Below are 25510 nucleotides of genomic sequence, written 5' to 3'. Positions count from 1 at the left end.
TAGCCGTCATCCCGCCACCATTTCCGTCATCCCGGCGAAAGCCGGGATCTCAGGCGATGGCGGGTAAAGAGCCGCACGAGATCCCGGCTTTCGCCGGGATGACGATTGAACTGTGCGACGCGCCTTTGATTATGTCTAGACATAACCTGCCCCACAGGCAAGGATGCGTGCATGGACCGACTCTGGACCAACGCACGGATCGCAACGATGACCGGCCCCGGCATGGGCGTCGTCGAGCATGGCGCCGTGGCGGCCAAGGACGGGCGGATCGCCTGGGTCGGCTCCGCCAGCGAGGCTCCCACCGCCGCCGAGACGATCGACTGCGAAGGCCGCTGGATCACCCCCGGGCTGATCGACTGCCACACCCACCTGATCCATGGCGGGAACCGCGCCCACGAGTTCGAGCTGCGCCTCCAGGGCGCCAGCTATGAAGAGATAGCCCGCGCCGGTGGCGGCATCGTCTCGACGATGCGCGCCACGCGCGAGGCCAGCGAAGCCGATCTGGTCGCGAGCGCCCTGCCCCGGCTCGACGCGCTGATCGCCGAGGGCGCGACCACCGTCGAAGCGAAGTCGGGCTATGGCCTGTCGCTGGACGACGAATTGAAGATGCTGCGCGCCGCCAGGGCATTGGCACGCGAGCGCAAGGTGCGGATCGCCACGACCTTTCTCGGCGCGCATGCCCTGCCACCCGAATATGCCGATGACCGTGCGGGCTATGTCGATCTCGTCTGCCAGACCATGATCCCGGCGCTGGGCGGCCTCGCCGACGCCGTCGATGCATTTTGCGAGGGGATCGGCTTCACGCCCGAGGAGACCGCACGCGTCTTCGGGGCGGCGAAGGCACATGGCCTGCCCGTGAAGCTCCACGCCGAGCAGCTCTCCAACCAGCATGGCGCCGCGCTGGCGGCGTCCCATGGCGCCCTTTCGGCCGACCATCTCGAATATCTCGACGATGCCGGCATCGCGGCGATGGCCCGGGCCGGCACCGTCGCCACGCTGCTCCCGGGCGCCTATTATTTCGTCCGCGAGACCAGGCTGCCGCCGATCCAGGCACTGCGCGACGCCGGCGTGCCGATCGCGCTCGCCACCGACTGCAATCCCGGCACCTCCCCGCTCACCAGCCTGCTGCTCGTGATGAACATGGGCGCGACGCTGTTCCGCCTCACCGTCGAGGAATGCCTGGCAGGCGTGACGCGCGAGGCGGCGCGGGCACTGGGGCTGCAAAACGAAATCGGCACGATCGAACCCGGCAAGAGCTGCGATCTCGCGATCTGGAATGTCGAGCGGCCGGCCGAACTTGTCTACCGCATGGGGCTGAACCCGCTCCATGCCAGAGTCTTCAAAGGTATCTGGAAGGGCGTATGACCGAAGTACTATTGATCCCCGGCGACGTGCCGCTGGCCGAGTGGCGCGCGATCTGGCGCGGCGCGGTGCCGAAGCTGGACCCCGCCTCCGCCCCGCGCATCGCCGAGAGCGCCGCGGCGGTGGCGCGCATCCTCGCGCATGGCGAGCCGGTCTATGGGATCAACACCGGCTTCGGGAAGCTCGCCAGCGTCAAGATCGAGGCGGAGGATCTCGCCACCCTCCAGCGCAACATCGTGCTGAGCCATGCCGCCGGCATCGGCGCGCCCTCGCCCGCTCCGGTCGTCCGGCTGATGATGGCGCTCAAGCTCGCCAGCCTCGCCCAGGGCGCCTCGGGCGTGCAGCCCGCCACCGTGGAACTGCTCGAAGCGATGCTGACCAAGGGCCTGACGCCGGTGGTGCCGAGCCAGGGTTCGGTCGGCGCCAGCGGCGACCTTGCCCCGCTCTCGCACATGGCCGCGACGATGATCGGCGTGGGCTCGATCGAAGTCGACGGCCGCGTGCTGCCCGCCGGACAGGCGCTGGCCGAAGCCGGCCTCGCGCCCGTGACGCTCGGGCCCAAGGAAGGCCTCGCCCTTCTCAACGGCACCCAATTTTCCACCGCCAACGCACTTGCCGCCCTGTTCGAGACGGAGACCCTGTTCCAGGCCGCGCTCGTCACCGGCGCGCTGTCGACCGAGGCGGCCAAGGGCACCGACGCCCCGTTCGATCCGCGCATCCACCAGCTCCGCCGCCATCCCGGCCAGATCGCGGTTGGCGAGACGCTGCGCACGCTGATGCAGGGTTCGGCGATCCGCGCCTCGCACCGCGACAATGATCCGCGCGTGCAGGACCCCTATTGCCTGCGCTGCCAGCCCCAGGTGATGGGCGCGGTGCTCGACCTGCTCCGCCAGGCCGCCACCACGCTGGAGACCGAGGCGAACGGCGTATCCGACAATCCGCTGATCTTCCCCGAGACCGACGAAGCGCTGTCCGGCGGCAACTTCCACGCCGAGCCGGTCGCCTTCGCCGCGGACATGATCGCACTGGCGATCTGCGAGATCGGCTCGATCGCCGAGCGCCGGATCGCGATGCTGGTCGATCCCGCACTGTCCAACCTGCCCGCCTTCCTCACCCCCCAGCCGGGCCTGAACTCCGGCTTCATGATCCCCCAGGTGACCGCCGCCGCGCTCGTCTCCGAGAACAAGCAGCGCGCGACACCGGCCAGCGTCGATTCGATCCCGACCTCGGCCAACCAGGAAGACCATGTCTCGATGGCCGCGCACGGTGCCCGGCGCCTGCTCGACATGGCGGCGAACTGTGCCGGGGTGATCGGCATCGAGCTGCTCGCCGCGGCACAGGGCTGCGACTTCCATGCCGGCCTGACTTCCTCGGAAGCACTGGAACGCGTCCGCGCGCGGCTGCGTCGCGACGTGCCGACGCTCGACCATGACCGGCATTTCCACCCCGATATCGAAGCCGCGACCGCGCTGGTCCGCGCCGGCGCGGTGGCAGAGGCGGCGGACATCGCATTGCCGGGCGTCGCATGAGCTGGCTCGAGGTCCATCGCGGAGAGTCTCCGCTGATCGTCGCCTTCCCGCATACCGGGACCGACCTTCTTCACGATCTGAAGAACCGCTTCGTCTCGCCCTGGCTGGCGACCAAGGACGCGGACTGGTGGATCCACCGGCTCTACGACTTTGCCGCCGGGCTTGGCGCGACGACCATCCGCACCAGCATCTCCCGCACCGTCATCGACGTGAACCGCGATCCCTCGGGCGCCTCGCTCTACCCCGGTCAGGCCACGACGGAGCTGTGCCCGACGACCACGTTCGACGGCGCCCCCCTGTACCGCGATGACGTGCCCGACGCCGCGAACATCGCCTGGCGGCGCGAGCATTATTTCGATCCCTATCATGCCGCGATCCAAGCCGAGATCGCCCGCCTCCGGGCGATCCACCCGAGGGTCGTCCTTTACGACGCCCATTCGATCCGCAGCCACGTCCCGCGCCTGTTCGACGGCGAGCTGCCCCAGTTCAACATCGGCACCAATGGCGGCACTACCTGTGCCCCCGCCCTTGCTCGCGCGGTGGAAGCCGTCTGCGCCGCCACGCCGTGGAGTCAGGTGACCGACGGGCGGTTCAAGGGCGGCTGGACCACGCGCCACTACGGCCGGCCCGAACAGGGCGTCCACGCCATCCAGATGGAGCTGGCCTGCCGCGGCTATATCGATGAGCCCGCCAGCTTCGACGAAGCGCACTGGCCGACGCCCTACACCGAAGCCCGCGCCGCCCCGATGCGCGATGCGCTCACCCAGATCCTCACCACCTGCCTCGAATTTGCCGGAGCCCCGGAATGACCCGCCTCGACAACAGCCGCATCATCAAGCCCGCCACCGGCACCGAACTGACCGCCAAGAGCTGGCTCACCGAAGCCCCGCTGCGCATGCTGATGAACAACCTCCACCCCGATGTCGCCGAGCGGCCCGAGGAACTCGTCGTCTATGGCGGCATCGGCCGGGCGGCGCGCGACTGGGAGAGCTATGACCGGATCGTCGCCGCGCTGCGCGATCTCGAGGCCGACGAGACGCTGCTGATCCAGTCGGGCAAGCCGGTCGGCGTGTTCCGGACGCACGAGTACGCCCCGCGCGTGCTGCTCGCCAACTCGAACCTGGTGCCGCACTGGGCGACCTGGGAGCATTTCAACGAGCTCGATCGCAAGGGGCTGGCGATGTACGGCCAGATGACCGCCGGCTCGTGGATCTATATCGGCACCCAGGGCATCGTGCAGGGCACCTATGAGACCTTCGCCGAGATGGGCCGCCAGCATTATGGCGGCGACCTGAAGGGCCGCTGGCTGCTCACTGCGGGTCTTGGCGGCATGGGCGGCGCGCAGCCGCTGGCGGCGGTGATGGCGGGCGCGTCGTGCCTCGCGATCGAATGCCAGCCGAGCCGGATCGAGATGCGCCTGCGCACCGGCTATCTCGACCGCGCGGCCGAGAGCATCGACGAGGCGCTGGCGATCATCAAGGGCGCGGACAAGCCCGTCTCGGTCGGCCTGCTCGGCAACGCGGCGGAGCTGCTGCCCGAGATGTTCGCGCGCGGCATCCGCCCCGACCTGCTCACCGACCAGACCAGCGCACACGATCCGGTCAACGGCTATCTCCCCGTGGGCTGGACCGTCGACGAATGGCTCTCCGCCCGCGAGCGCGATCCCGAAAGCGTGGCGAAGGCCGCCAAGGCGTCGATGGCGCAGCACGTGAAGGCGATGCTCGACTTCCATAAGGCCGGCGTACCGACGGTCGATTACGGCAACAACATCCGCCAGGTCGCGCTCGACGAGGGGGTAGCCAACGCCTTCGACTTCCCGGGTTTCGTACCTGCCTATATCCGCCCGCTGTTCTGCCGGGGCATCGGCCCGTTCCGCTGGGCAGCACTGTCGGGCGATCCCGAAGACATCGCGAAGACCGATGCCAAGGTGAAGGAGCTGCTGCCCGACAACGCGCATCTCCACAACTGGCTCGACATGGCCGCCGAGCGCATCCACTTCCAGGGCCTACCTGCGCGCATCTGCTGGGTGGGCCTCGGCGACCGACACCGACTCGGCCTCGCCTTCAACGAGATGGTGGCGAACGGCGAGCTCAAGGCCCCGATCGTGATCGGCCGCGACCATCTCGACAGCGGATCGGTCGCCAGCCCCAATCGCGAGACCGAGGCGATGCGCGACGGATCGGACGCCGTCTCGGACTGGCCGCTGCTCAACGCACTGCTCAACACCGCATCGGGCGCGACCTGGGTCTCGCTCCATCACGGCGGCGGCGTCGGCATGGGCTATTCGCAGCATGCCGGTATGGTGATCGTCGCCGACGGCACGCCGGAAGCGGCGAAGCGGCTCGAGCGGGTGCTGTGGAACGACCCGGCGACCGGCGTGATGCGACATGCCGATGCGGGCTACGACATCGCGATCGACTGCGCCCGGGAGAAGGGGCTGGACCTGCCGGGGATTCTTTGATCCCCAATTTCGTCATCCCCACGCAGGCGGGGATCCAGGGTTACTTCGCGCAACGCTCTTGGCTCTGGATCCCCGCCTGCGCGAGGATGACGATTATGAGATAACCCCTCAAATTTCCACGAAGCGCCCGGCCTCGCGATCCTTCACTACCTTGCCGGCTTCGAACACGGTGCCGTTCATCGTGATGTAGACCCCCGGCTGCGCGACCTGGACGGTGGCGAAGGCCATGCCCAGGTTGAAGGTTGCGTCACTCTCGGCGAAGCGCGCTGGGGCCAGTGCGCCGACCAGCACGATCGTCTTGCCCTCGATCCCGGCCAGCGCCTTGGCGGTCTCGGTCATCGTGTCGGTACCGTGAGTTATGACGATGCGTGTTGCATCCGAAGCGGCAACGCGTGCGGCGATGGTCGCGCGGTCGGCATCGTCCATCTCCAGGCTGTCCTTGCGCATCACTTCCTCGACCTGGAAGGGATGCAGCACGCGGCCGATTTCGAGCAGCCGCGTCACCACGGTGCCGACGATCATGTACTGGCTGGACGCGTCGAAATACTGCTTGTCGATCGTGCCGCCGGTAGTGAGCACGAGGATCGGGAGCTGGGTCATGCGCGGCCCTTACGCCGGTTCGTCCGCCGGGGAAACCTGCACGCTTGGACAAAATGCCCACGGCCGCGCGTCCAATCCGGACGTGACAGCCCCTACGGAAGCGCGTAGCTCGACCGGCCATGGGGGCATGGCGCGTCTTCCTCAAAGAGCATCACTGGCTGGCATTGTGGCTGATTGCCGTGGCGCTGGTGGTGAAGGCGTTCGTACCTGCGGGCTACATGCTCGCGGAAACGGGCGGAAAGACGCTTACCATGGCGATTTGCGACGGTAACGGCCCCGCGACGATGACCATCGACATTCCGATGGACCCCGATCACGCCAAGGCCCCCGACAGCGGCAAGCAGGACTGCGCATACGCCGGGCTCGGCCACGCGATGATCGGCGGCGCCGACCCGGTGCTTCTGCTCGCCGCGATCGCTTTCCTGCTCGCGCTCGGCTTCGCCCCCGCCGCGCAGCCCGCGGTGCGCCGCCGCGCCTTCGCCCAGCCGCCCTCGCAAGGACCGCCTGCCCGCACCTGAACCCCGTCTTTCCTCGTTCAGGTGAAATCGCATGTCTTCATACCGCCGCGCGCGCATCGCCGCGCTGCCGCTTCTCTGTATCGCCGCCGCCCCTGCCCTCGCGCAGGAGGCGCAGGACGAACCCTCCATCCTCGTGATCGGCCAGAAGGATGCGCCGATCAGCATCGATCCGCGCGGACTCTCGGTGAGCCTGGGCGACGAACAGTTCGCCGGCATCAACGCCCAGAATGTCGAGGACCTGATGAAGTACGCGCCCGACTTCTTCGTGCGCAAACGCTATGCCGGCGACTCCAACGGCGTCCCCGGATTCCGCGGCACGCACTCGATGCAGAGCGCCCGGTCGCTGGTGATGGTCGACGGGTTCGTCGTGTCGAACTTCCTCGGCAACTCGTTCGCCTTCGCGCCCAAATGGGGCGTGGTCGGTCCCGGCGAGGTCGAGCAGTTCGACATCGTCTACGGCCCCTATTCGGCGCGCTACAACGGCAATTCGATGGGCGGGATCGTCAACATCACCACCCGCTCGCCCGAGAAGACCGAGGCGTTCGCCACCGTCCAGGGCCTCGCCGAGCCCTATGACCAGTACGGCACCCACGCCACCTATTGGGGCTGGTCGGGCGAGGCGGGCCTGGGCTGGCGGCAGAAGGACGGTCCGTGGTCGGCGCGCATTTCCGGCCGGCATTTCCGGAACGACGGCCAGCCGATGAGCTGGTACGGGCTCACCCCGGCCACGGGCGCCGCGGGCACGGTCGTCACCGGGGCGGTGCTCGACAAGGGCCAGGCGATCCCCAACGCGCCGGGTACCGCGTCCAACCCGATCTTCGCCGCGCAGAGCCCGGCCGCCACCACGCAGGACCAGGCCAAGCTGCGCATCGGCTATGACGGCGCCTCGGGCGTCACCGGCGAGCTGCTGGTCGCGTACTGGCACAATCTCGACGCGCAATATGCGCCCGACTGCTATCTGCGCGACGCTGCCGGCAACAAGGTCTGCGAAGGCCGGGTGACCACGCTCGGCCGGACCTGGACCGCCTCGGGCGCGCGCTGGTCCCGCACCGTGCGCGACGAGGTTCTGGCGGGCGGCAAGATCGCCGCGCCGATCGGCCCGGACGTGACCGCGAAGCTCAACGTCTCGACATACCAGGTCGCCCGCTCGGACGGGTTCACTTCGGCCAGCTGGGTTGCTGGCAGCACGAACGGTGCCGGCACGCTCGCCCGGCAGGGGCCGACCGGCTGGTACACGGGCGAATTCTCGCTCGACGCGAAGACCGGTCCGTTCGATCTCGCCGCCGGCGCCAGCACCAATCTCTACCAGACCGACCTGACCAACTTCGCCGTACCCAACTGGCGCGGCGATGCCGGCCGCGCCTTCTCCAGCCGAACCTTCGGCAAGACCCGGCTGCTTGCCGGCTGGGCCGAGGGACGGCTGCGGGCCGATGCGCTGGTGTTCACCCTCGGCGCGCGGTTCGAGAGCTGGCGGGCATTCGACGGCGGGCTGGGGCGGATCGGCACTTCCGGACAGCCGGTCACCAACCGCTACGCGGCGCGCAGCGACACCGCCTTCGATCCCAAATTCTCGGTCGAATGGCATGGCGGCGCCACCAGCGTGCAGCTCAGCCTTGCCGAGGCGACGCGCTTCCCGACGGTGGGCGAGCTGTTCCAGGGCAGCCTGAACGGCGATGGCAGCTTCAACCCGAACAGCTTCGATCCGAACCTGAAGCCGGAGCGATCGCGCGACGCCAACCTGCTGGTGGCGCATGATTTCGGGCGGGTGAAGCTCACCGGATCCGCCTTCTGGCAGCGGGTGAACGACACGATCTTCTCGTTCGTCGGGTTCAACCAGAACGGCATCACCACCTCGAACTACAAGAATATCGACGTGACCCGGCAGGTCGGCCTCGAATTGATCGCCGAGGCACGCGACGTCGGCGTGCGCGGGCTCGACCTGGACGCCAACCTGGCCTGGATCGACTCCAAGACGATACGCAACGACAGCGCGCCGGCGGCCGAGGGCGTGCAGTTCCCGCGCATCCCGCGCTGGCGGCTCAATGCCAATCTCCGCTATCAGGTGACCCCGCGGGTGCTGGCATCGATCGGCATGCGCTATGCCACGCGGCCCAATACCGATCTGTTCGGGCTCCAGCGCGGCGATACGTTCGGCTATACGTCCGAGCTGTTCGCGCTCGATGCCAAAGTGAACTGGAAGATGACCGACAATTTCCGGCTGAGCGCAGGCGTGGACAACATCACCAACGACCGCGCCTGGGTCTATCACCCCTATCCGCAGCGCAGCTTCCTGGTCGAGGCGGGGTGGACGCTGTGAGCGAACCGGCGGTGCGCCACGAACGTTGGTTCCGCGCGGTGTGGCGGTGGCATTTCTATGCCGGCATCTTCTGCGTGCCCTTCATCCTGTGGCTGTCGGTGACCGGCGGCATCTATCTGTTCAAGCCACAGATCGAAGGCTGGCTCTACGCGCCCTATACCCATGTCGCGACGCCGGGCGCGGCGATGCTGGCGCCGGAGAAGATCGTCGCGGCGGGCACCGCGGCGGTGCCGGGATCGGTGCTCCACAAATATGTGCTGCCCGAAGCGCCGAACGACGCGGTGCAGCTGCTGGTCGGTGCCGGGGCGGAGGAGAGCCGGGTCTGGGTCCATCCGCAGACCCGCGCGGTGCTGAAGGCGGTGCCCGAGGAGGATCGCTTCATGCGGGTGATCTTCCGCCTGCACGGCGAGCTGCTCGCCGGAGACTGGGGATCGGCACTGGTCGAGATCGCCGCCTGCTGGACGATCGTGATGATCGTCACCGGCCTGTTCCTCTGGTGGCCGCGCGGTCGCAAGGGCAAGGGACTGAGCGGCATCCTCTGGCCCCGCCTGAGCGGCGGCAGGCGCGTCTTCTGGCGCGACATGCACGCAGTGACCGGCCTGTGGGTGTCGATCGGCGCGGTGTTCCTGATCGCCTCCGGCCTGCCCTGGGCGAAGAACTGGGGCGATTACCTGAAGCAGGTCCGCGTGGTCACCGGCACCGCGGCGGTGCGGCAGGACTGGTCGGCGGGATCGGTGGCCGATGCGCAGGCGCGCGCCGATCTCGACAAGGGCGTGCGCGCGATGCTCGACGAGCATGCCGAGCACAAGGGCATGACCATGGCGCATGTCGCGCCCAAGGGCCCGGCGCTCGACCGGGTGGTCGACAAGGCGATGACTTTGGGCCTCGCCGCCCCGGCCGAAGTCAGCCCGCCCACCAAGCCGGGTGGGCGCTGGCTCGTCCAGTCCCAGACCGAGGACCGGACGCGGCGCGTCTCGGTCGAGATCGGCGACGATGGCGCGGTGATCGGATCGCAGGGCTTCGCCGACCGCCACTGGATCGACCGGGCGGTGGGCTTCGGCGTGGCGGTGCACGAAGGCGCCTGGCTCGGCCTGCTCAACCAGCTGGTAAACCTGCTCGTGCTGATCGGGCTGGTGACGCTGGCGGTGTCGAGCGTGGTTCTGTGGTGGCGCCGGCGCCCGGAGGGCAGGCTGGGCGCACCGGCGGCGAAGGATCCGCTCAGGCACAGCTGGGCGCTCGTGGGGCTGACCGTCGTGCTGGGCGTGCTGATGCCGTTGTTCGGGATCACCCTCGCCCTTGCCGTGGCGTTCGAAGCCGTTGCGCGGCGGATGGCACCGGGTTTCTCCGGCTGGCTGGGTCTGCGCCTGTCCAAAATGTAACCCGGCGGCCAGCGCCGCTACATCTTGCGGAGGCTATCTCCTGTCTCACGGTCGGCAAGCGAACCGGCGAGACAGGAGACTTCGAGATGCCCAATCCCCGCATTGCGATCGCCCTGCTGGCACTGGCCACGATCATTTCCGGATCGGCTGCCTGGTCCACCGCCGACGCCCGTATCGCGCACGCCACGGCAATGGCGCACGGACACCGCTGACCCCGCATTCGGCACCGCCCGACTCTCCCTGTTCCGGGCGATGCCCGCGGGTGCAGGCAACCCTCTTCAGCCTGCACCCGCAATACCTGAACGGCCGGCGCGCTCCCCTCGCGCCGGCCGTTTTGTTTTTCGGAATCGCCGACATGACAGGAAGTTAATGCCGCGGGCAGGTCCGGGAAGGACTGGCGGGGCTAACCAGACAGGGCAGGCCATATTCGCGTTCATGGCCGGCAAACCAGCGGCGCCCGGTCCTCCTGCACTCCTCGGGCCGGGCGTCGCACCACCCAGACATTGCAACCAGGGCAACACAGGCGATGGAACGTCCGATCTTCTTCGATGCGAGCGGCAAGCGGAATCGCTGGACGATGCGCGCCTTCTTCGCGCTGCTGCTGGTGATCGTGCTGGCGGCCGGCGCGTTTGCGATGACGGTCGTCCGCGTGCCGATCCCCGGCCCGCTCGCCCTGACCCGCGAGCATCCCCAGCCCCGTTCGCTGAAGCAGCAGGCCAATCACCTGCGCCACAGCTTCGCCTCCTGGCTGCCCCGCGGCAAGGCTAGCGCCTCGAGCGCACCGCTCTCGGTCGGCTTCTACGTGCCCTGGGACGATGCCAGCCGCGCCTCGCTCCGCCGCCATGTCAACGATCTCGATTGGGTGGTGCCCGCGCTCTACAGCGTCACCGGCGCCAAGCACGCCATCACGGTCACCCCCGATGCGCAGTTCGACACGATCATCGCCGCCGCCACCAAGCGCCCCAAGGTGCTGCCGATGGTGCAGAACGCCACCGGCGACAATTGGGACAGCGCCGGTGCCGCCGCGCTGCTGCGCGATCCCAAGGCGCGCGCCGCCTTCCTCGACGATCTCCAGCGCACCCTGGTCGCGCGCAAGGCCGATGGCGCGGTGTTCGACTTCGAGGAACTGCCGACCGCCGCCCAGCCCGGCTATCTGGCATTGCTGCGCGACGCGCATGCCCGTTTCGCCGCGGCGAAGATGAGCGTATCGGTCACCGTGCCCGCCCAGGACGACGACTGGGACATGAAGGCCTATGCCGCCGCGACCGACAAGCTCGTCCTGATGGACTATGACGAGCATGCCCCGGTCACCGCGCCCGGCCCGATCGCCAGCCAGGCCTGGTTCGTCAACCAGATGAACGCCGCGCTGAAGCAGGTGCCGGCCGACAAGCTGATCGTCGGCGTCGCCAACTATGGCTATAACTGGACCGCCCCCGGCAAGGCCGACCCGATCTCGATCGAAGAAGCCTGGCTGATCGCCCATGACAGCGAGGCCACCGTCACCTTCGACAAGGCGAGCGGCAACCAGAGCTTCGCGTACGAAGAGAACGGCACCGAGCACACCGTGTGGATGGCCGATGCCACCACGGCATGGAACCAGCTGCGCGCCGCGAACCTGCGCGGCGTCGGCGGCGTCGCGCTGTGGCGCCTGGGCTCGGAAGACTCGAACTTCTGGCCGGCGCTGGCCGCCGCGCATTCGGGCAAGATCCCCGATCTGCGCCGGATCGAGGCGGTGGGCGACGTCGATGTCGAAGGCTCGGGCGAGATCCTGCGCATCACCAGCACGCCGAGCACCGGCACGCGCACGATCGTCCAGAACCCCAATGGCCTGATCGTGGACGAGGTCTTCCAGTCTCTGCCCACGCCCTATGTCGTCACCCGCACCGGCTATATGCCCGGCAAGGTCGCGCTGACCTTCGACGACGGCCCCGATCCCGAATGGACGCCGAAGATCCTCGACGTGCTGAAGGCCAAGCAGGTCACCGGCACCTTCTTCATGATCGGCGAGAATGCGATGGCGGAGCCATTCCTCGTTAACCGCGTCGTCGACGAAGGCAACGAGATCGGCAGCCACACCTTCACCCACCCGAACCTGGCGCTCGCCTCGGCGCGCGGCACAAGGATCGAGCTCAACGCCACCCAGCGGCTGATCGAGGCCTATACCGGCCGCTCGGTCCGTCTGTTCCGCGCCCCCTATTTCGGCGACGCCGAGCCGACCACCGCGGACGAGCTGATCCCGGCCCTCACCGCCCAGCGCGCCGGCTACACCAATGTCGGCCTGCACGTGGACCCCAATGACTGGCAGCGGCCGGGCGTCGACGCGATCGTCGATACCGTGCTGCGTGAGGTGCAGGCGGGCAATTACGAGCAATCGGGCCAGATCATCCTGCTCCACGACGGCGGCGGCGATCGCTCGCAGACGCTGGCGGCGCTGCCCCGGATCATCGATGCGCTGAAGGCCAAGGGCTATCAGTTCGTCCCCGTCTCGCAGCTCGCCGGCCTGACCCGCGACCAGGTGATGCCCAAGGTCCAGGGCGCCGATCTCGCCGCCGTGCGCACCGATGTCGGCATCTTCCTCGTCGTCGCGATGATCGGCTTCGCGCTCAAATGGCTGTTCTTCGCCGCGATCGCCCTGGGCATCGCCCGGGCGCTGGTGCTCGCCGCGCTGGCGGTGAACGGCAACCGCAAGAAGAACCGCCCGGTCGCGCCGACGATCGATCCGGACCGCTTCGTCTCGGTGCTGATCCCCGCCTATAACGAGGCCAAGGTGATCGAGAGCTCGATCCGCCGGGTGCTCGCCAGCGAGCAGGTGAACGTCGAGGTGATCGTGCTCGACGACGGCTCGAAGGACGGCACCAGCGACGTGGTTCGCAGTGCCTTTGCGAGCGAGCCGCGGGTCACGCTGCTGACGCTGGAGAATGGCGGCAAGGCGCGCGCGCTCAACCAGGGCCTGAAGCATGCCAGGGGCGACATCGTCATCGCGCTCGACGCCGATACCCAGTTCGAGCCGCTGACCATCGCCCGCCTCGCCCGCTGGTTCGCGGACGAGGAGATCGGTGCGATCGCGGGCAACGCCAAGGTCGGCAACCGGATCAACCTGGTCACGCGCTGGCAGGCGGTGGAATATGTCACCTCGCAGAACCTCGAGCGGCGCGCGCTCGCCAGCCTCGATGCGATCATGGTCGTCCCCGGCGCGGTCGGTGCCTGGCGCAAGGCGGCGCTGGACGATGTCGGCGGCTATCCGGTCGACACGCTGGCCGAGGACCAGGACCTGACCATCGCGATCCAGCGCAAGGGCTGGCGTGTCGGCTACGATATCGAGGCTGTCGCCTGGACCGAGGCGCCGGAGAGCTTCGGTGCGCTCGCCAAGCAGCGCTTCCGCTGGGCGTTCGGCACGCTCCAGTGCCTGTGGAAGCACCGCGCGATCCTGCGCACCCGCAAGCCCGCCGGGCTGGCGCTGGTCGGCATCCCCCAGGCCTGGGTGTTCCAGATCGCCTTCGCCCTGATCTCGCCGCTGATCGACGCGGCGCTGCTCCTCTCGATCGTCGGCACCGCGCTGCGCGTCTGGCAGCATGGCTGGGCGCAGACCGAGAGCGACGTGATCCGGATGGGCATCTACTGGATCGCCTTCACCGGCATCGACTTCCTGTGCGGCTGGGTCGCCTATCGCATGGAAGCGCGCGAGAAGCGCTATCCGGGGCTGCTGCTGCTCGCCCAGCGCTTCGTCTATCGCCAGCTGATGTACTGGGTGGTGATCCGCGCCGTCGCCAATGCGCTGCGCGGCCCCTGGGTCGGCTGGGGCAAGCTCGAGCGCAGCGGCCGGGTGGAGGCCCAGGCCGTGGCGGCACCGGAGACCGTCGTGGAGAAACGGACGCCGGTGGCAGCGGAGTGAGGGGGCCGCCGCAGGAGCATCACAGCGCGTACACGCTCGACGAACGCGCGTGCCGGATGATCTGCCCGATCGCGGCGGCGATGGTCGGCGTGTGTCTCACCGCGATCGGCATCCTGCGCGTGGTGATCGCGGTGCGGAAGGCGAACACCCTCGCCGACGACATGCTGGCGCTCGACTCGGTGCTGTTCCTGATCGCGACGCTGACGAGCTACTTCGCCCTGCGCAACGGGCCGGCCAAGCGGCTGCACGAGCTGGAGCGGATCGCGGACGTGACCTTCATCGCCGCGATGTTGCTGATGACGCTGGTGGCGCTGGTGATGACCTACGCACTGGCGGTGTAGCTCCCTGAGAAAGGGAGAACTAGAACCGCATCACGGCCCTTAACCCCGGCCCGGCATCCTCCAGCGTGAGGCTCCCCTGGTGCAGCCGGGCGACGGCCTCGACCAGCGACAGCCCCAGCCCCGATCCCGTCTCGTGCCGCGCCGGATCGAGCCGGCCGAACCGGCTCATCGCCTCGGCCCGGCGCTCCTCGGGAATGCCCGGCCCGTCATCGGCCACCGAGAGCACGATCCCCGCACCCTCATGCGCGGCGCGCACGACGATATGGTGGCCGCCCTCGGCATATTTCGTGGCATTCTCGATCAGATTGCCCAGCGCCTGCCCCACCAGTTCGCGGTGCAGCGGAACGTGCAGCCCCGGCTCGGCCTCGACCGCGATCTCGAAGCCGCGATCCTCGGCGAGCGGGCCATAGACCTCGGCCAGATCCTCGAGCAGCACGGCGATATCGGTATCGACGAAGCGGTCGCGTCCGATCCCCGCCTCGGCCCGGCTGATCAGCAACGCGGTGGAGAGCATCCCGAGCAGGGTCTCCGCCTCGCCCGAGACGCGCTCCAGCGCCGCCAGCGCGGTTTCGTCCTCGGTTTCGATGATCGCGCGCTCGAGCGTGACCTTGATCCGGGTGACCGGCGAGCGCAGATCGTGCGCGAGCCCGTCGGTCATCATCCGCAGCTGCGAGACCAGCGCCTCGATCCGGTCGAGCATCGCGTTGACCGACTGGCCGAGCGCATCGAACGCATCGCCACTGCCGTCGGTCGGCACCCGGCGGCCGAGCCGCCCCTCGCCCACTTCGCGCGCGGTCGTCACCACGCCCTGGATCTGGTTGGAGAGCACCCGGCCGATCAGCAGCGCGCTGAGCAGCGCGAAGATCACGCCGATCACCAGCGCCGCGGTGATCGCCTCCTCGTTCACTCGGGCCAGCCGCACGCTCGAGCTGATGACATGGCCGGCCAGCAGCAGCTCGCCGTTCGGCAGCGTGATCGACGAAACGCCCATCAGCTCGGCGCGGTCGCTGCCGGTGCGGTAGAGCTCGATCGCCTGCCAGTCGGTCTCCGCCGGGATCACCGTGGGCCAGTCGCCCAGATTGCCGCGGATCGGGTCCTGCTTCGCGGTGGCGAGCAGAATCACCGGCGGACTGGCATGCGCCTGCTCCAGCCGCACGTCGATGATCCGGCGCAACCCGGCATCGCCGCCGGCGTGCCAGGCCGAGACCAGATCGTCGCGCAGCTCGGTGACCAGGGTCTTCTGCTCGGCGGCGAGCGCGCGCTCGCTCGATTGCTGGACGAACAGCAGGATGCCGCCGGTGACGGTGAGCTGCACCAGGAAGGCGACGATCACGAAGCGCGCGGTGACGGAGCGCGCGAGCTGCCCCAAGCGGAGAGTCACGTCAGGCCGCCGGGCCCAGGCGATAGCCGGCACCGCGGATCGTGTGGAGGATCGGCTCGCCGCCATCGTCCAGCTTCTTGCGCAGCCGGCTGATATGGACGTCGATCACATTGGTCCCGGGATCGAAATGATAGTCCCACACGCCCTCGAGCAGCATGGTGCGGGTGATGACCTGGTCCGGATGGCGCAGGAAATATTCGAGCAGGCGGAATTCGCGCGGCTGCAGGTCGATCACCCGGGCGCCCCGCTTCACCCGGCGCGACAGCAGGTCCATCTCGAGATCGGCCGAGGTCAGCTTGGTCACTGCGCTCTCGGCGGCGCCGCGCTTGCGCAGCAACAGGCGAACGCGCGCGAGCAACTCGGCAAAGGCGAAGGGCTTGACCAGATAATCATCGGCGCCCGAGGTCAGGCCGCCGACCCGGTCGTCGGGCGTGGCAAGCGCGGACAGGATGATGACCGGGGTCTCGATCTTGGCGGCACGCAGCGCGCCGAGCACGGCCATGCCGTCCATCCCCGGCAGCATGCGATCGAGCACGATCGCGTCGTAGCTGCCGTCACTGGCGAGGAACAGGCCGTCGCGTCCGTTGTCGGCGCGATCGACCGTGAACCCCTCTTCGGTCATTCCCTTGACGATATATGCGGCGGTGGCCTCGTCATCCTCCACCAACAGCAGCTTGTGCCCCATTCTCTCCACCCGCGGTTCGCAAGAGCTTCAAGTGGCGTAGCTGCTTTTGGTGCACCAAGTCGAGATATACGTCTGGATGATGATCGTCGCGCAGGTAGCGGCGGGCCTGGTCAAGCGTGTCGACGCTGCGGCCGTCGATCGCGACGATCGCATCGCCCACCTCCATCCCGTCCTGCGCAGCCTCGCTGCCGGAGCGCAGGCTGGTGACGATCAGGCCGTGCGCGGCGGCACCCGGCGTTTCGGCAGTGAAGCCGGGGAACAGGCTGGCGCCGGTCTGCGCGGCGAGGATGTGGTTGATGCCCGATCGCCAGGCCCAGCCCAGGATCACCATGGCGCTGAGCGCGAAGGAAAGAACCAGAATCAGCACGAACCCGTCGGTCCCGCGGTTCACGCGGCCCCTGGTCGTGGTGTTTTCCGGAATGTCGGTGCTGGTCATTGCAGCATGGGGATGCCCGTGGCGCGGGGCCAAGTCACGTTAAGCTTTGGTCATGATCCGGTCACCGGAGCGCGAGCTGCGACGAGCTACACGGCGTGGAGTTTCAAGGAGTTCGCGCATGCGCCGCCATCGCAAATTGAAGGTCATGCTCGCCGCGCTGGCACTGCTGCTCGCCGCTTTCACCGGCTGGCTCGGCTATATCGGCTATCTGGGCGGGCCGGTCTATTTCGACATCGCCCCCATCCGCCCGACTCCGCCCGCGGCCAAGGGCCTGGCGGTGGTACTGATCTCGGGCGACATGGGCTTCAAGATCGGCATGGGGCCGGAAATCGCCAAGCGCTTCGCAGCAGAGGGCGTGCCGGTGGTAGGCGTCAGCTCGCTCGCCTATTTCCGGAAGGAACGCACCCCCGCCGAGGTCCAGGCGCTGATCGCAGACGCCGCGCGGCGCGCGCTCGCCTTCGGCCATGCCGATCGGCTGGTGCTGATCGGCCAGTCCTTCGGCGCGGACATGATGCATGTCGGACTGACCGGCCTGCCCGCCGATCTGCGCGCCAAAGTGAAGATGGTCGCGCTGGTGGTACCGACCGACACGGTCTTCTACCGCGCCAGCCCGTCCGAGCTCTTCAACTGGGCCAAGCCCGATGCGATGGCGCTGCCCACCGGCCGCCAGCTCACCTGGGTGCCAACGCTGTGCGTGCAGGGCGCTGAGGAGAAGGACAGCCTCTGCCCGATGCTGACCCAGTCCAATGTCCGGCGCGTGGCGCTGCCGGGCGGGCACATGCTCCACCACGATCCGGACACGCTGTTCAAGACGCTCCATGCGGGCATCGCCAACATTACCAATATTTAGGTTTGGGATCACGCGGCGGACAGTCTCGCTTACCTAGAGCTGGCCGCGACAACGGACCAACAGAGGGAATTCGACATGCGCTTCGGCAAGATCCTGGCCGGCATCGGCCTCGCCGCCACGGTGCTGGGCACCGTTCAGGCCTCCGCCCAGGCTCCGGCCGCCGCCACCGGCGTGGTCGGCACCTGGGTCAACCCGCGCGGTACCGTCAAGGTGCAGACCGGCGCCTGCGGCGACAAGCTGTGCGGCTGGGTGGTCTGGGCCAATGCCGAGGCACAGAAGGATGCGAAGGACAGCGGCGTCGACAAGCTGATCGGCACCGAGCTGCTCCAGGACTATCATCCCACCGGCAACGGCAAGTGGCAGGGCCATGTCTATGTTCCCGACATGGGCCAGACCTTCTACTCGAAGATCGAGCAGCAGGGGCCGAACAGCCTGAAGATCAGCGGGTGCATCCTTGGCGGCTGGATCTGCAAGTCGCAGGTCTGGCAGCGCGGCTGATCGCCGTGGCCCTGCGCCCCGCCCATAGGACCGCGCTGCACGTCGGCGCCGTGATCGGCATCGTCGCGCTCGCTTTTGCGGCGCTGCGCGGTCTTCTCCACGAAGTCCGCTGGCACGATGTCCGCATCGCCTTCCACGCGATCGGCGCGTGGCAGATCGGAGCGGCGCTGGCGCTGACCGCCGGCAGCTATGCGATGCTGACGCTGTACGACGTGCTCGCGCTGCGCATCATCGGGCGCCCCCTGCCCTATCGCACCGCCGCGCTCGCCTCGTTCACCAGCTACACGCTCAGCCACAATCTCGGCTTCGCGCTGCTCACCGGCGGCTCGGCGCGCTACCGCGTCTACCACGCCGCCGGGCTCGACACCGCCGATGTCGTCAAGGTGATCGCCACCGCCAGCGTGACCTTCTGGTCGGGCGTGGTCGTGATGGCCGGCGCCGCGCTCGCACTGCATGGCGGTGGGCTCGAGCTCGCCGGCTTCACCATTTCCGCCGGCGTCCAGCGCGGGATCGGCATCGCGATCCTGGTTGCCACCCTCGGCGTGCTTGCGCTGCTGCGCGGTCCGGCCCGCGAGATCCGCCTGTGGCGCTGGCATTTCCGCGCGCCCAGCCTGGCCCAGGCGCTGGGCATGATCGCCACCTCGGCGGTCGACCTGGCGCTGGCCAGCGCCGCGCTGCTCGTCCTGGTCCCGGGCGCCGGGCTCCACGCCTTCCCCGCCTTCTTTCTCGGCTATGCGCTGGCGATCATCGCCGCACTGGTCACCCACGTCCCCGGCGGCGTCGGCGTGTTCGAAGCCGTAATGCTCGCAGTGCTGCCGGGCGCCGATCCGTCGCGCATCCTGGCGGCGCTGATCCTCTACCGGCTGATCTATTATGTCCTGCCCCTGCTCGTCGCCGCCGCGCTGCTCGCGGTGCACGAGCGACGCCAGCTGAAGAAGCCGCTCGCCGCGATCCGCGCAGTCGGCCTGGCGATGCATGGGCTGGCGCCGACCTTCCTCGCCGCCCTGGTGTTCGTCGGCGGCGTGGTGCTGCTCGTGTCGGGCTCGCTTCCCGCGATCCCCGCCCGCCTGCGCGACCTCCACGCCTTCGTCCCGCTGCCCTTTGTCGAGGCCTCGCACATCGCCGCGAGCCTGGCCGGCACCGCGCTGCTGCTGATCGCCCCCGCGCTCTATCGCCGGCTCGACGCCGCCTTCCACCTCTGCCGCAGCCTGCTGCTCGCCGGCGCGCTGTTCTCGCTGACCAAGGGCGTCGACTATGAGGAAGCAGCGATCCTGTTGATCATCGCCGGCCTGCTCCAGCTCTCGCGCACTGCCTTCTACCGCAAGACCGCGCTGACCAGCGCGCTGTCGGCCCGCGCCCTGGTCTCGGTCGCAGTGGCCGTCGGCCTGGCGACCTGGATCGGCTTCTTCGCCTTCAAGCACGTGCCCTATCAGGACGATCTCTGGTGGGAATTCGCCTGGCGCGGTGACGCATCGCGCTTCCTGCGCGCCAGCTTCGCCACCGCGGTGGCGCTCACCTGCGTCGCAGTCACCCAGTGGTTCGGCTATGCCCAGCCGAAGCGCGAGGAGCATGCCCCCGATACCGAGCTGCCGCGCACCGCCCTCGTCCATGCCAACCGCACCGACGCGCTGCTCGCCTATACCGGCGACAAGCGCTTCCTGCGCTCGGAGAGCGGGGAAACGCTGCTGATGTACCAGGTGCAGGGCCAGAGCTGGATCGTGATGGGCGATCCGGTGGGATCGAAGGAAGAATGGGGCGACCTGCTCTGGCGGATCCGCGAGATGGCCGATGCCGCCCAGGGCCGGCTGCTGCTCTACCAGATCTCGACCGACACGCTGCCGATCGCGATCGACCTCGGCCTCCAGCTCGTCAAATATGGCGAGGAGGCGCGCGTGCCGCTGCCCGGTTTCTCGATGGAAGGATCGGAAAAGCGCTCGCTGCGCCATTCCGAGCGCCGCGCCGCGCGCGAGGGGGCCAGCTTCGAGATCGTCCCCGCCGCCGAAGTGCCCGCGCTGATCCCGGAGCTGCGCGCCGTCTCCGACGCCTGGCTGCGCGACAAGGGCCATGGCGAGAAGACCTTCTCGGTCGGCCGCTTCGATCCGCGCTACATCGAGCGCTTCGATTGCGCGCTGGTCCGCCAGCACGGGAAGATCGTCGCCTTCGCCAATGTCTGGGCGACGGACAATCGCGAGGAGCTGTCGGTCGACCTGATGCGCCACCTCGCCGAGATGCCGTACGGCACGATGGACTTCCTGTTCGTCCAGCTGATGCAATGGGGCCGGGACCAGGGCTATCGCTGGTTCAACCTCGGCATGGCACCGCTATCGGGCATCGAATCGCGCCGGCTCGCGCCGATGTGGGCGCGGATCGGGGCCCTGCTCTACCGGCACGGCGACGCGTTCTACGGCTTCGAGGGGCTGCGCGCCTACAAGGACAAGTTCTCGCCGGTATGGACCGGACGCTACATCGCGGCGCCGCCGGGGCTCGGCCTGGCGCGCGGGATGATCGACCTGCAGACATTGGTCGGGGGAAGCTCGCGGAGCGCCGCGCTCAGGAGGCGGCTGCGGCTGGTGGCCTAGTACCGCCCCCAGACGAACCGCGACGACAGCGCGAAATTCCACACCGCCGCCACGCCGATCCCGGCCAGCGCCGACAGGCGCCAGTCGCCGTGCTGGACATTGTGGAGGAACGCCGCGACGCCGACATTCGCCGCTGCCCCGGCGCCGCACACCACGCAGAAGCTCGCCCAGCCGCGCAGCAGCTTGCCGGCGCCCTTCAGGCGCTGCTCGCGATAGGTCAGCGCGTTGTTGAGCAGGAAGTTGAAGGTCATCGCGCCCAGCACCGCCAGCATGGTCGCCCCGACAAAGGTCCAGCCGAACCCGCAGAACAGCGCGGACAGCACCGCGAAATGCACTGCCGCGCCCAGCGCACCGATGCCCGAGAACATCGCGAAGCGCACCGGCACGACCTTGCCGAACATCCGGTCGTAGAGCGCGATCAGATATTCCATCGCCACGACGTGATCGAGCTTGCTCTCGCCGAGCGCACGGGTGCGGAAGACATAGGGCAGCTCGCGGAACTTCAGGGGCCGCGGCGAGGCGGTCATGATGTCGAGCAGGATCTTGAAGCCGATCGCCGAGAGCCTGGGCACCAGGTCGCGCACCACGCCGGCGCGGATCATGAAGAAGCCGCTCATCGGATCGGAGAGATCGGCCTTGAGCACGTGGCGGGAAAGCCGGGTCGCGAGCGCCGACTTGGCCACCCGGTCATCGTCCCATTCGCCGGTGCCGCCGCCCGCCACGAAGCGCGACCCGATCACCAGGTCGAGGCCGGTGTCGCCCGCCAGCGCATCGAGCATCCTGGGCAGCAGCTTCTCGTCATGCTGCAGGTCGCCGTCGATCACCGCGACGATCGGCGCGGCGGTGGCGCACATGCCCTCGATGCAGGCGGAGGAGAGACCCCGCCTGCCGATCCGCTGGATCACCCGCACGCGCGGATCGCGCAGGCCCAGTTCGCGCGCCGCGTCGGCGGTGCCGTCGGGGCTGTCATCGTCGACGAAGATCGCTTCCCAGTTGCGCCCGGCCAGCGCCATATCGAGCTTCTCGATCAGCAGCGGCACATTGGCGCGTTCGTTGAAGGTCGGGATGACGACCGCGAGTTCCAGCGCGGTGCCGGGAGCGACGCGAGCGAACCGTGCGATCTCGCTGTCGAGGAAGAGCTTCATGCGATCCCTTTTTGGGCCCGAAAATGGGCCCCGGGAGGGGTCCGCGCCGGGGCACAGATACGCATGGCGCGGCCCTCCCGGGGGTTCGAGGCAGGCCATCGATGCCGGGGGACGATATCGTGGCTTGCCTCGGGGGCATGGTTGAGACGGAGCAGGTGTGGCGATCCCGCAACGCTTCGCGAGAAAATTTCGGGAAAATCTAGAAGCCGATTTCCACGCCCAGCCGCACGGTGCGCGGACGCAGCGGAGTGACCTGCTTCTCGTCGCGGATCAGCAGCGGCGATCCCAGCGCGAAGCGGTTGCCGCGGGTGTCGAGCAGGTTGGTCGCGGTCAGCGTGATCGCCCGTCGTCCGCGCTCGAGGCGGAATTCCATGCCGGTATCGACATAGTCGCCCTGTGGCCGGCCGAGCACCGGGCCGATGCCCAGGGTCGAACGGCCGATGTAGCGCAGATAGCTGCTCGCCGAGAATTCCAGGTCGCCGCCCAGCGGCCGATGATAGGAAGCGCCGAGCCGCCCGCTCGCATCGGCGACATTGGGCAGCCGGTTGAAGTCCGACGGTCCCTCGGCCAGCGGGAACACCGCCTGGGAGGGATCGGTGACCTTGCTGTCGTTCAGGTAGAGCGAACCGTCGAGATCGATCCCCGGCACCGGCCGCCAGCGCACCGCCAAGCCCAGCGACAGCACCCGCCCGTCACCGATATTGGCGGTGGTCGGGAAGCCAAAGCCGTCGATCAGGTCGGCCTGGATGCTCGTCCACCAGGTCATCGAGGCATTGGCCGACACCGAAAGGCCATTCTCGGTATAGCGCCCGCCCGCCTCGACGGTGGAGAGCCGGTCGCCCTGGAAGCGCTGGATCACGTCGCGGCGCACCGCCAGGCCGCCAGGACGGAAGCCCTGCTCGAACCGGCCGAACAAGGTGAGCCCATCGGTGGGCCGCCAGGCGATCGCGGCGGAAGGCAGCAGCCGCGTCTCCGTGCGCGCCGCCCGGGCACGCGGGTCCTCGCGGAAGGCGAGATAGCGATCGACGTCCTGTGAATTGCCGATCAGGTGCGAGTTGGTCAGCCGACCGCCCGCGGTGATCGTCACACCGCGCACCGGCTCGATCGTCCCCTCGCCGTAAAGCGTCGCTTCGTCGATACTGTTGCGCACGCCGGTCAGCGCCGACCGGGCCGAGCCGAAATTGCGGTTCACCCGCCCGCGATTCTGCAGGAAGCTGACGCCGAGCAGCCAGCCCGTGCCGCGCGGCCCACGGCGGGAGAGCCGCGTCTCGCTGGTCAGCATGCTCACCCGGTTGATCTGCTGATAGCCGATCAGCGGCGCGCCGACCGCCGGCAGGGGGAAGCCCTGGTTGACGTCGCTGACCGAGGCGCCGGCGAACACCTCCGACACATATTGCCGGGCATAGGCGACGGCGGAGCTCAGCTCGAGATTGCCCCAATGCTTGCGGACGACGAGCTCGCCCAGCCAGAAGTCGTTCTGGAACGGCTGGGCGATCGCGCTCGACCGGGTGAGACCGTCCCCCTCGCCGTCCGCATATTGCGCGTCGCGGCCCTCGATGCGCTGGCCGACACCGCCCAGGTCGAAGGTCCAGCCGTCGATGTTCCAGCGCAGCGCCGCACGCCCGCCGGTGGTGCGCACCCGATTGACGTCGGTCAGGCCACGCTCGCGATCGTCGATATAGCCACCGTCGAGCGCGCTGAAGACGAGCGCGCGGAGCGCCACATCGCCTTCCTTGATCGGCAGGTTGACGATGCCGCCGACATCCCAGCCCGGCCCGCCATGCTGGGTGAGCGAGCCGCCACCCCAGACCTGGCCGCCACTGGCCCACAGGTCCGGCGCGCGCGGCACCACGCGGACCACGCCGCCCAGCGAACCGGCACCGTAGAGCGTGCCCTGCGGCCCTTCGAGCACTTCGACACGACCGATATCGTAGAGCTTCAGGTCGGGATCGGGCGCGCTGTAGGTGATCCGGCTGTTGCCCCAATATTGGCCGACGGTCGCCTGGGTCGGGCCGACAAAGCTCGAATCGGCGATGCCGCGGATGAACAGCTTGTTGCGCCCCGGCCCCAGATGCGTGGAGGCGAGACTGGCGACACGGTTGGCGATCACATCGCTGCCCTGCCCGCCTTCGGAGAGAGGGATATCGTCCCCCTCGACGATCTGGACGCCGCCCGGATAGGCCTTGAGCGGAATGTCCCGCTTGCTGCCGGTGACCAGGATCTCGGCCGGCGGAGCGTCGGGTTCCTCCGGCGGCGGCGCGGGGCGCGGCTTGGGTCGCTCGGGCGGAGCGCGCTCGATCAGCCAGGTGCCGGGCGCCACGCGGCGTGCCCGGACGCCGCTGCCGCGCAACATCTCGGCCAGCGCACCATCGACGCTGTGCCTGCCCTTGACCGGACGCACCCAGATGCGGCCCAGCCCCTGCTCGCGCAGCCCGATGCTGCTGCCGGTCTGGTGGCCGAGGGTGAATACCGAGACATCGAGACGCCCGGCAGGCACAGAGACGCTATGCCGCTTCTCCTGCGCCAGCGCAGGCGAAGCCGCCAGCAGCGTGATCGGAAGGATCAGCTCAGCGCGGCGCACCGTCGATCGTGTCCAGCATCCATCCCTTGCCTGCGCGGATCGCCCGCGTGCCGGTGAGCGCGGCGATGCGCTCGATCACGGCACCCGGGCCGCCCTGAGTCGAGATCGTGCCGGTGAACGGAATGGCTTCCGTCCCCTTGCCCGCCCGCAGCTGCACGCCAAGGTTGCGCGAGACATCCGCGGCAACGCGCTCGAGCGTCTCGTTGCGATAGACAAGCTGTCCCCCGCGCCAGCTGCCGACATCGGCGGTGACGGTGCGCGTCACTTCAGGCTTCGCGCCACCCGTGACGCTGAGCGCGTCGCCAGGGGTGAGCCGCACGGCATCCGCCTGGGGCTGGTAGATCACGGCGCCTTCGGCCACCGAGACGCGCAGGCCCGTCTCGTCGCGCACCACGTTGAACACCGTGCCGGCATCCTCCAGCGTCACGTCGCCGGTCTTGACGATGAACGGGTCGGCGGCGTCGTGGCGTACCGTGAACAGCGCCTCGCCCTGGATCAGCTCGGCATGCCGCTTGTCGAGCAGCGCGACACGGGTGGCGCCGTTGAGCACCATCTTCGATCCGTCGGCCAGCGCGACTTCGCGGCGTTCGCCGGCAGCCGTGGCATATTCGGTGCGCGCACTCCGGCCCGTATCCAGGCTGGTCCAGCCGACCACCACCGCCAGCGCGGCGGCAAAGGCGCCACCCGAGATCAGGAACAGCCGGCGCGACGGGCGCGCCGCCACCGGCTCCGCCTCGATCACCGGCTCGGGCGGGACCGCGAACAGCGCAGCCATCGCCTGATCGGTTTCCAGCGCCGCGTTATAGGCAGCCAGATGTGCGGGGTCGCGCTCCAGCCAGTCGGCGAATGCGTCCCAACCGTCGAAAGACGAGTCCTGCAGCCGGATCACCCACCCCCGGGCGTCCTCTGCCAGAATATCCGAAACCTGCCCGTTCATGCCCACCTCGACGCAAGGA

20 protein-coding genes are annotated in these 25510 nt (G+C 68.6%); 13 read left to right on the top strand and 7 right to left on the bottom strand.

Annotated features, from left to right (window positions below; translation table 11 throughout):
• Nucleotides 1-171 precede the first annotated feature (171 nt).
• Genes hutI through hutU form a run of 4 tightly spaced genes read left to right on the top strand, consistent with a single transcriptional unit; the run spans nucleotide 172 to nucleotide 5352 of the window.
• Complete coding sequence (hutI, locus tag GGR46_RS11715) at nucleotides 172-1365, top strand: imidazolonepropionase (RefSeq protein WP_183997867.1); 1194 nt, start codon at nucleotides 172-174, stop codon at nucleotides 1363-1365.
• Complete coding sequence (hutH, locus tag GGR46_RS11710; RefSeq protein WP_183997865.1) at nucleotides 1362-2891, top strand: histidine ammonia-lyase; 1530 nt, start codon at nucleotides 1362-1364, stop codon at nucleotides 2889-2891. Before hutI ends, hutH begins: the two co-directional genes overlap by 4 nt.
• Nucleotides 2888-3700 (top strand): N-formylglutamate deformylase, encoded by an 813-nt coding sequence (hutG, locus tag GGR46_RS11705; protein WP_183997863.1) that lies wholly within the window; start codon nucleotides 2888-2890, stop codon nucleotides 3698-3700. Before hutH ends, hutG begins: the two co-directional genes overlap by 4 nt.
• Entirely contained in the window at nucleotides 3697-5352 is a 1656-nt protein-coding gene (hutU, locus tag GGR46_RS11700) for a urocanate hydratase (RefSeq protein WP_183997861.1), read from the top strand. The genes hutG and hutU overlap by 4 nt, the downstream gene beginning before the upstream one ends.
• Nucleotides 5353-5460: 108 nt before the next feature.
• Here the strand turns inward: hutU and GGR46_RS11695 are convergent, their stop codons facing one another.
• Complete coding sequence (locus GGR46_RS11695) at nucleotides 5461-5952, bottom strand: asparaginase domain-containing protein (protein ID WP_183997859.1); 492 nt, start codon at nucleotides 5950-5952, stop codon at nucleotides 5461-5463.
• Nucleotides 5953-6071: 119 nt separating this feature from the next.
• On the opposite strand from GGR46_RS11695, the gene GGR46_RS11690 reads away from it, so the two are divergent.
• The 6 genes from GGR46_RS11690 (at nucleotide 6072) to GGR46_RS11670 (ending at nucleotide 14399) form a co-directional block, all read left to right on the top strand.
• Nucleotides 6072-6470 carry a DUF2946 family protein gene (locus GGR46_RS11690; RefSeq protein ID WP_183997857.1) on the top strand — a complete coding sequence of 133 codons (399 nt, stop codon included), beginning with the start codon at nucleotides 6072-6074 and terminating at the stop codon, nucleotides 6468-6470.
• A gap of 31 nt (nucleotides 6471-6501) precedes the next feature.
• Nucleotides 6502-8787, top strand: coding sequence for a TonB-dependent receptor (locus tag GGR46_RS11685; RefSeq protein ID WP_183997855.1), 2286 nt, complete (start codon nucleotides 6502-6504; stop codon nucleotides 8785-8787).
• Nucleotides 8784-10166, top strand: coding sequence for a PepSY-associated TM helix domain-containing protein (locus tag GGR46_RS11680; protein ID WP_343058119.1), 1383 nt, complete (start codon nucleotides 8784-8786; stop codon nucleotides 10164-10166). The genes GGR46_RS11685 and GGR46_RS11680 overlap by 4 nt, the downstream gene beginning before the upstream one ends.
• 86 nt (nucleotides 10167-10252) lie before the next feature.
• Nucleotides 10253-10378 carry a hypothetical protein gene (locus tag GGR46_RS25720; protein WP_281396591.1) on the top strand — a complete coding sequence of 42 codons (126 nt, stop codon included), beginning with the start codon at nucleotides 10253-10255 and terminating at the stop codon, nucleotides 10376-10378.
• 314 nt (nucleotides 10379-10692) lie between these two features.
• A complete protein-coding gene (locus tag GGR46_RS11675) occupies nucleotides 10693-14058 on the top strand; it encodes a glycosyltransferase (RefSeq protein WP_183997853.1) in 3366 nt (1121 codons plus the stop codon).
• Nucleotides 14055-14399 (top strand): hypothetical protein, encoded by a 345-nt coding sequence (locus GGR46_RS11670; protein WP_183997851.1) that lies wholly within the window; start codon nucleotides 14055-14057, stop codon nucleotides 14397-14399. Before GGR46_RS11675 ends, GGR46_RS11670 begins: the two co-directional genes overlap by 4 nt.
• A 19-nt stretch (nucleotides 14400-14418) precedes the next feature.
• On the opposite strand, the gene GGR46_RS11665 is transcribed toward GGR46_RS11670, so the two are convergent.
• The 3 genes from GGR46_RS11665 to GGR46_RS11655 are packed head-to-tail and all read right to left on the bottom strand — an operon-like array spanning nucleotide 14419 to nucleotide 16901.
• Entirely contained in the window at nucleotides 14419-15768 is a 1350-nt protein-coding gene (locus GGR46_RS11665) for a sensor histidine kinase (RefSeq protein ID WP_246426042.1), read from the bottom strand.
• Between the two features lie 13 nt (nucleotides 15769-15781).
• The gene (locus GGR46_RS11660) at nucleotides 15782-16465 is read right to left on the bottom strand and encodes a winged helix-turn-helix domain-containing protein (RefSeq protein ID WP_183997848.1); all 684 of its coding nucleotides are present in this window, start codon (nucleotides 16463-16465) and stop codon (nucleotides 15782-15784) included.
• Nucleotides 16434-16901 carry a PDZ domain-containing protein gene (locus GGR46_RS11655; protein ID WP_183997846.1) on the bottom strand — a complete coding sequence of 156 codons (468 nt, stop codon included), beginning with the start codon at nucleotides 16899-16901 and terminating at the stop codon, nucleotides 16434-16436. Before GGR46_RS11655 ends, GGR46_RS11660 begins: the two co-directional genes overlap by 32 nt.
• Before the next feature lie 118 nt (nucleotides 16902-17019).
• Between GGR46_RS11655 and GGR46_RS11650 the strand changes: the two genes are divergently transcribed.
• From GGR46_RS11650 to mprF, 3 genes are all read left to right on the top strand, one after another.
• Nucleotides 17020-17751, top strand: a complete 732-nt coding sequence (locus GGR46_RS11650; protein WP_183997844.1) for an AcvB/VirJ family lysyl-phosphatidylglycerol hydrolase — start codon at nucleotides 17020-17022, stop codon at nucleotides 17749-17751.
• Nucleotides 17752-17826: 75 nt separating this feature from the next.
• A complete protein-coding gene (locus tag GGR46_RS11645; RefSeq protein ID WP_183997842.1) occupies nucleotides 17827-18249 on the top strand; it encodes a DUF2147 domain-containing protein in 423 nt (140 codons plus the stop codon).
• 5 nt (nucleotides 18250-18254) lie between these two features.
• A complete protein-coding gene (gene mprF / locus GGR46_RS11640) occupies nucleotides 18255-20828 on the top strand; it encodes a bifunctional lysylphosphatidylglycerol flippase/synthetase MprF (protein WP_343058118.1) in 2574 nt (857 codons plus the stop codon).
• Here mprF and GGR46_RS11635 read toward each other — a convergent pair.
• The 3 genes from GGR46_RS11635 to GGR46_RS11625 all read right to left on the bottom strand — a co-directional run bounded on the left by GGR46_RS11635 (nucleotide 20825) and on the right by GGR46_RS11625 (nucleotide 25491).
• On the bottom strand, nucleotides 20825-21973 hold the full coding sequence (locus GGR46_RS11635; protein WP_183997840.1) for a glycosyltransferase family 2 protein: 1149 nt from the start codon (nucleotides 21971-21973) through the stop codon (nucleotides 20825-20827). The two genes, mprF and GGR46_RS11635, sit on opposite strands and share 4 nt — an antisense overlap.
• Nucleotides 21974-22172: 199 nt before the next feature.
• On the bottom strand, nucleotides 22173-24554 hold the full coding sequence (locus GGR46_RS11630; protein ID WP_183997839.1) for a TonB-dependent receptor domain-containing protein: 2382 nt from the start codon (nucleotides 24552-24554) through the stop codon (nucleotides 22173-22175).
• Nucleotides 24541-25491 (bottom strand): FecR family protein, encoded by a 951-nt coding sequence (locus GGR46_RS11625; RefSeq protein WP_183997837.1) that lies wholly within the window; start codon nucleotides 25489-25491, stop codon nucleotides 24541-24543. The genes GGR46_RS11630 and GGR46_RS11625 overlap by 14 nt, the downstream gene beginning before the upstream one ends.
• Between the last annotated feature and the right edge of the window lie 19 nt (nucleotides 25492-25510).

This window comes from Sphingomonas kyeonggiensis (assembly GCF_014196745.1).
GTDB classification, from domain to species: domain Bacteria; phylum Pseudomonadota; class Alphaproteobacteria; order Sphingomonadales; family Sphingomonadaceae; genus Sphingomonas; species Sphingomonas kyeonggiensis.
Note: the sequence above shows the minus strand (reverse complement) of the source record. Positions and strands in the feature narration are given on the sequence as shown.

Bases quoted from the DNA above. Each gene is read 5' to 3' on its own strand.
- hutI (WP_183997867.1), top strand. From the start codon at position 172: ATGGACCGACTCTGGACCAACGCACGGATCGCAACGATGACCGGCCCC.
- hutH (WP_183997865.1), top strand. From the start codon at position 1,362: ATGACCGAAGTACTATTGATCCCCGGCGACGTGCCGCTGGCCGAGTGG.
- hutG (WP_183997863.1), top strand. From the start codon at position 2,888: ATGAGCTGGCTCGAGGTCCATCGCGGAGAGTCTCCGCTGATCGTCGCC.
- hutU (WP_183997861.1), top strand. From the start codon at position 3,697: ATGACCCGCCTCGACAACAGCCGCATCATCAAGCCCGCCACCGGCACC.
- GGR46_RS11695 (WP_183997859.1), bottom strand. From the start codon at position 5,952: ATGACCCAGCTCCCGATCCTCGTGCTCACTACCGGCGGCACGATCGAC.
- GGR46_RS11690 (WP_183997857.1), top strand. From the start codon at position 6,072: ATGGGGGCATGGCGCGTCTTCCTCAAAGAGCATCACTGGCTGGCATTG.
- GGR46_RS11685 (WP_183997855.1), top strand. From the start codon at position 6,502: ATGTCTTCATACCGCCGCGCGCGCATCGCCGCGCTGCCGCTTCTCTGT.
- GGR46_RS25720 (WP_281396591.1), top strand. From the start codon at position 10,253: ATGCCCAATCCCCGCATTGCGATCGCCCTGCTGGCACTGGCCACGATC.
- GGR46_RS11675 (WP_183997853.1), top strand. From the start codon at position 10,693: ATGGAACGTCCGATCTTCTTCGATGCGAGCGGCAAGCGGAATCGCTGG.
- GGR46_RS11660 (WP_183997848.1), bottom strand. From the start codon at position 16,465: ATGGGGCACAAGCTGCTGTTGGTGGAGGATGACGAGGCCACCGCCGCA.
- GGR46_RS11655 (WP_183997846.1), bottom strand. From the start codon at position 16,901: ATGACCAGCACCGACATTCCGGAAAACACCACGACCAGGGGCCGCGTG.
- GGR46_RS11650 (WP_183997844.1), top strand. From the start codon at position 17,020: ATGCGCCGCCATCGCAAATTGAAGGTCATGCTCGCCGCGCTGGCACTG.
- GGR46_RS11645 (WP_183997842.1), top strand. From the start codon at position 17,827: ATGCGCTTCGGCAAGATCCTGGCCGGCATCGGCCTCGCCGCCACGGTG.
- GGR46_RS11635 (WP_183997840.1), bottom strand. From the start codon at position 21,973: ATGAAGCTCTTCCTCGACAGCGAGATCGCACGGTTCGCTCGCGTCGCT.
- GGR46_RS11625 (WP_183997837.1), bottom strand. From the start codon at position 25,491: ATGAACGGGCAGGTTTCGGATATTCTGGCAGAGGACGCCCGGGGGTGG.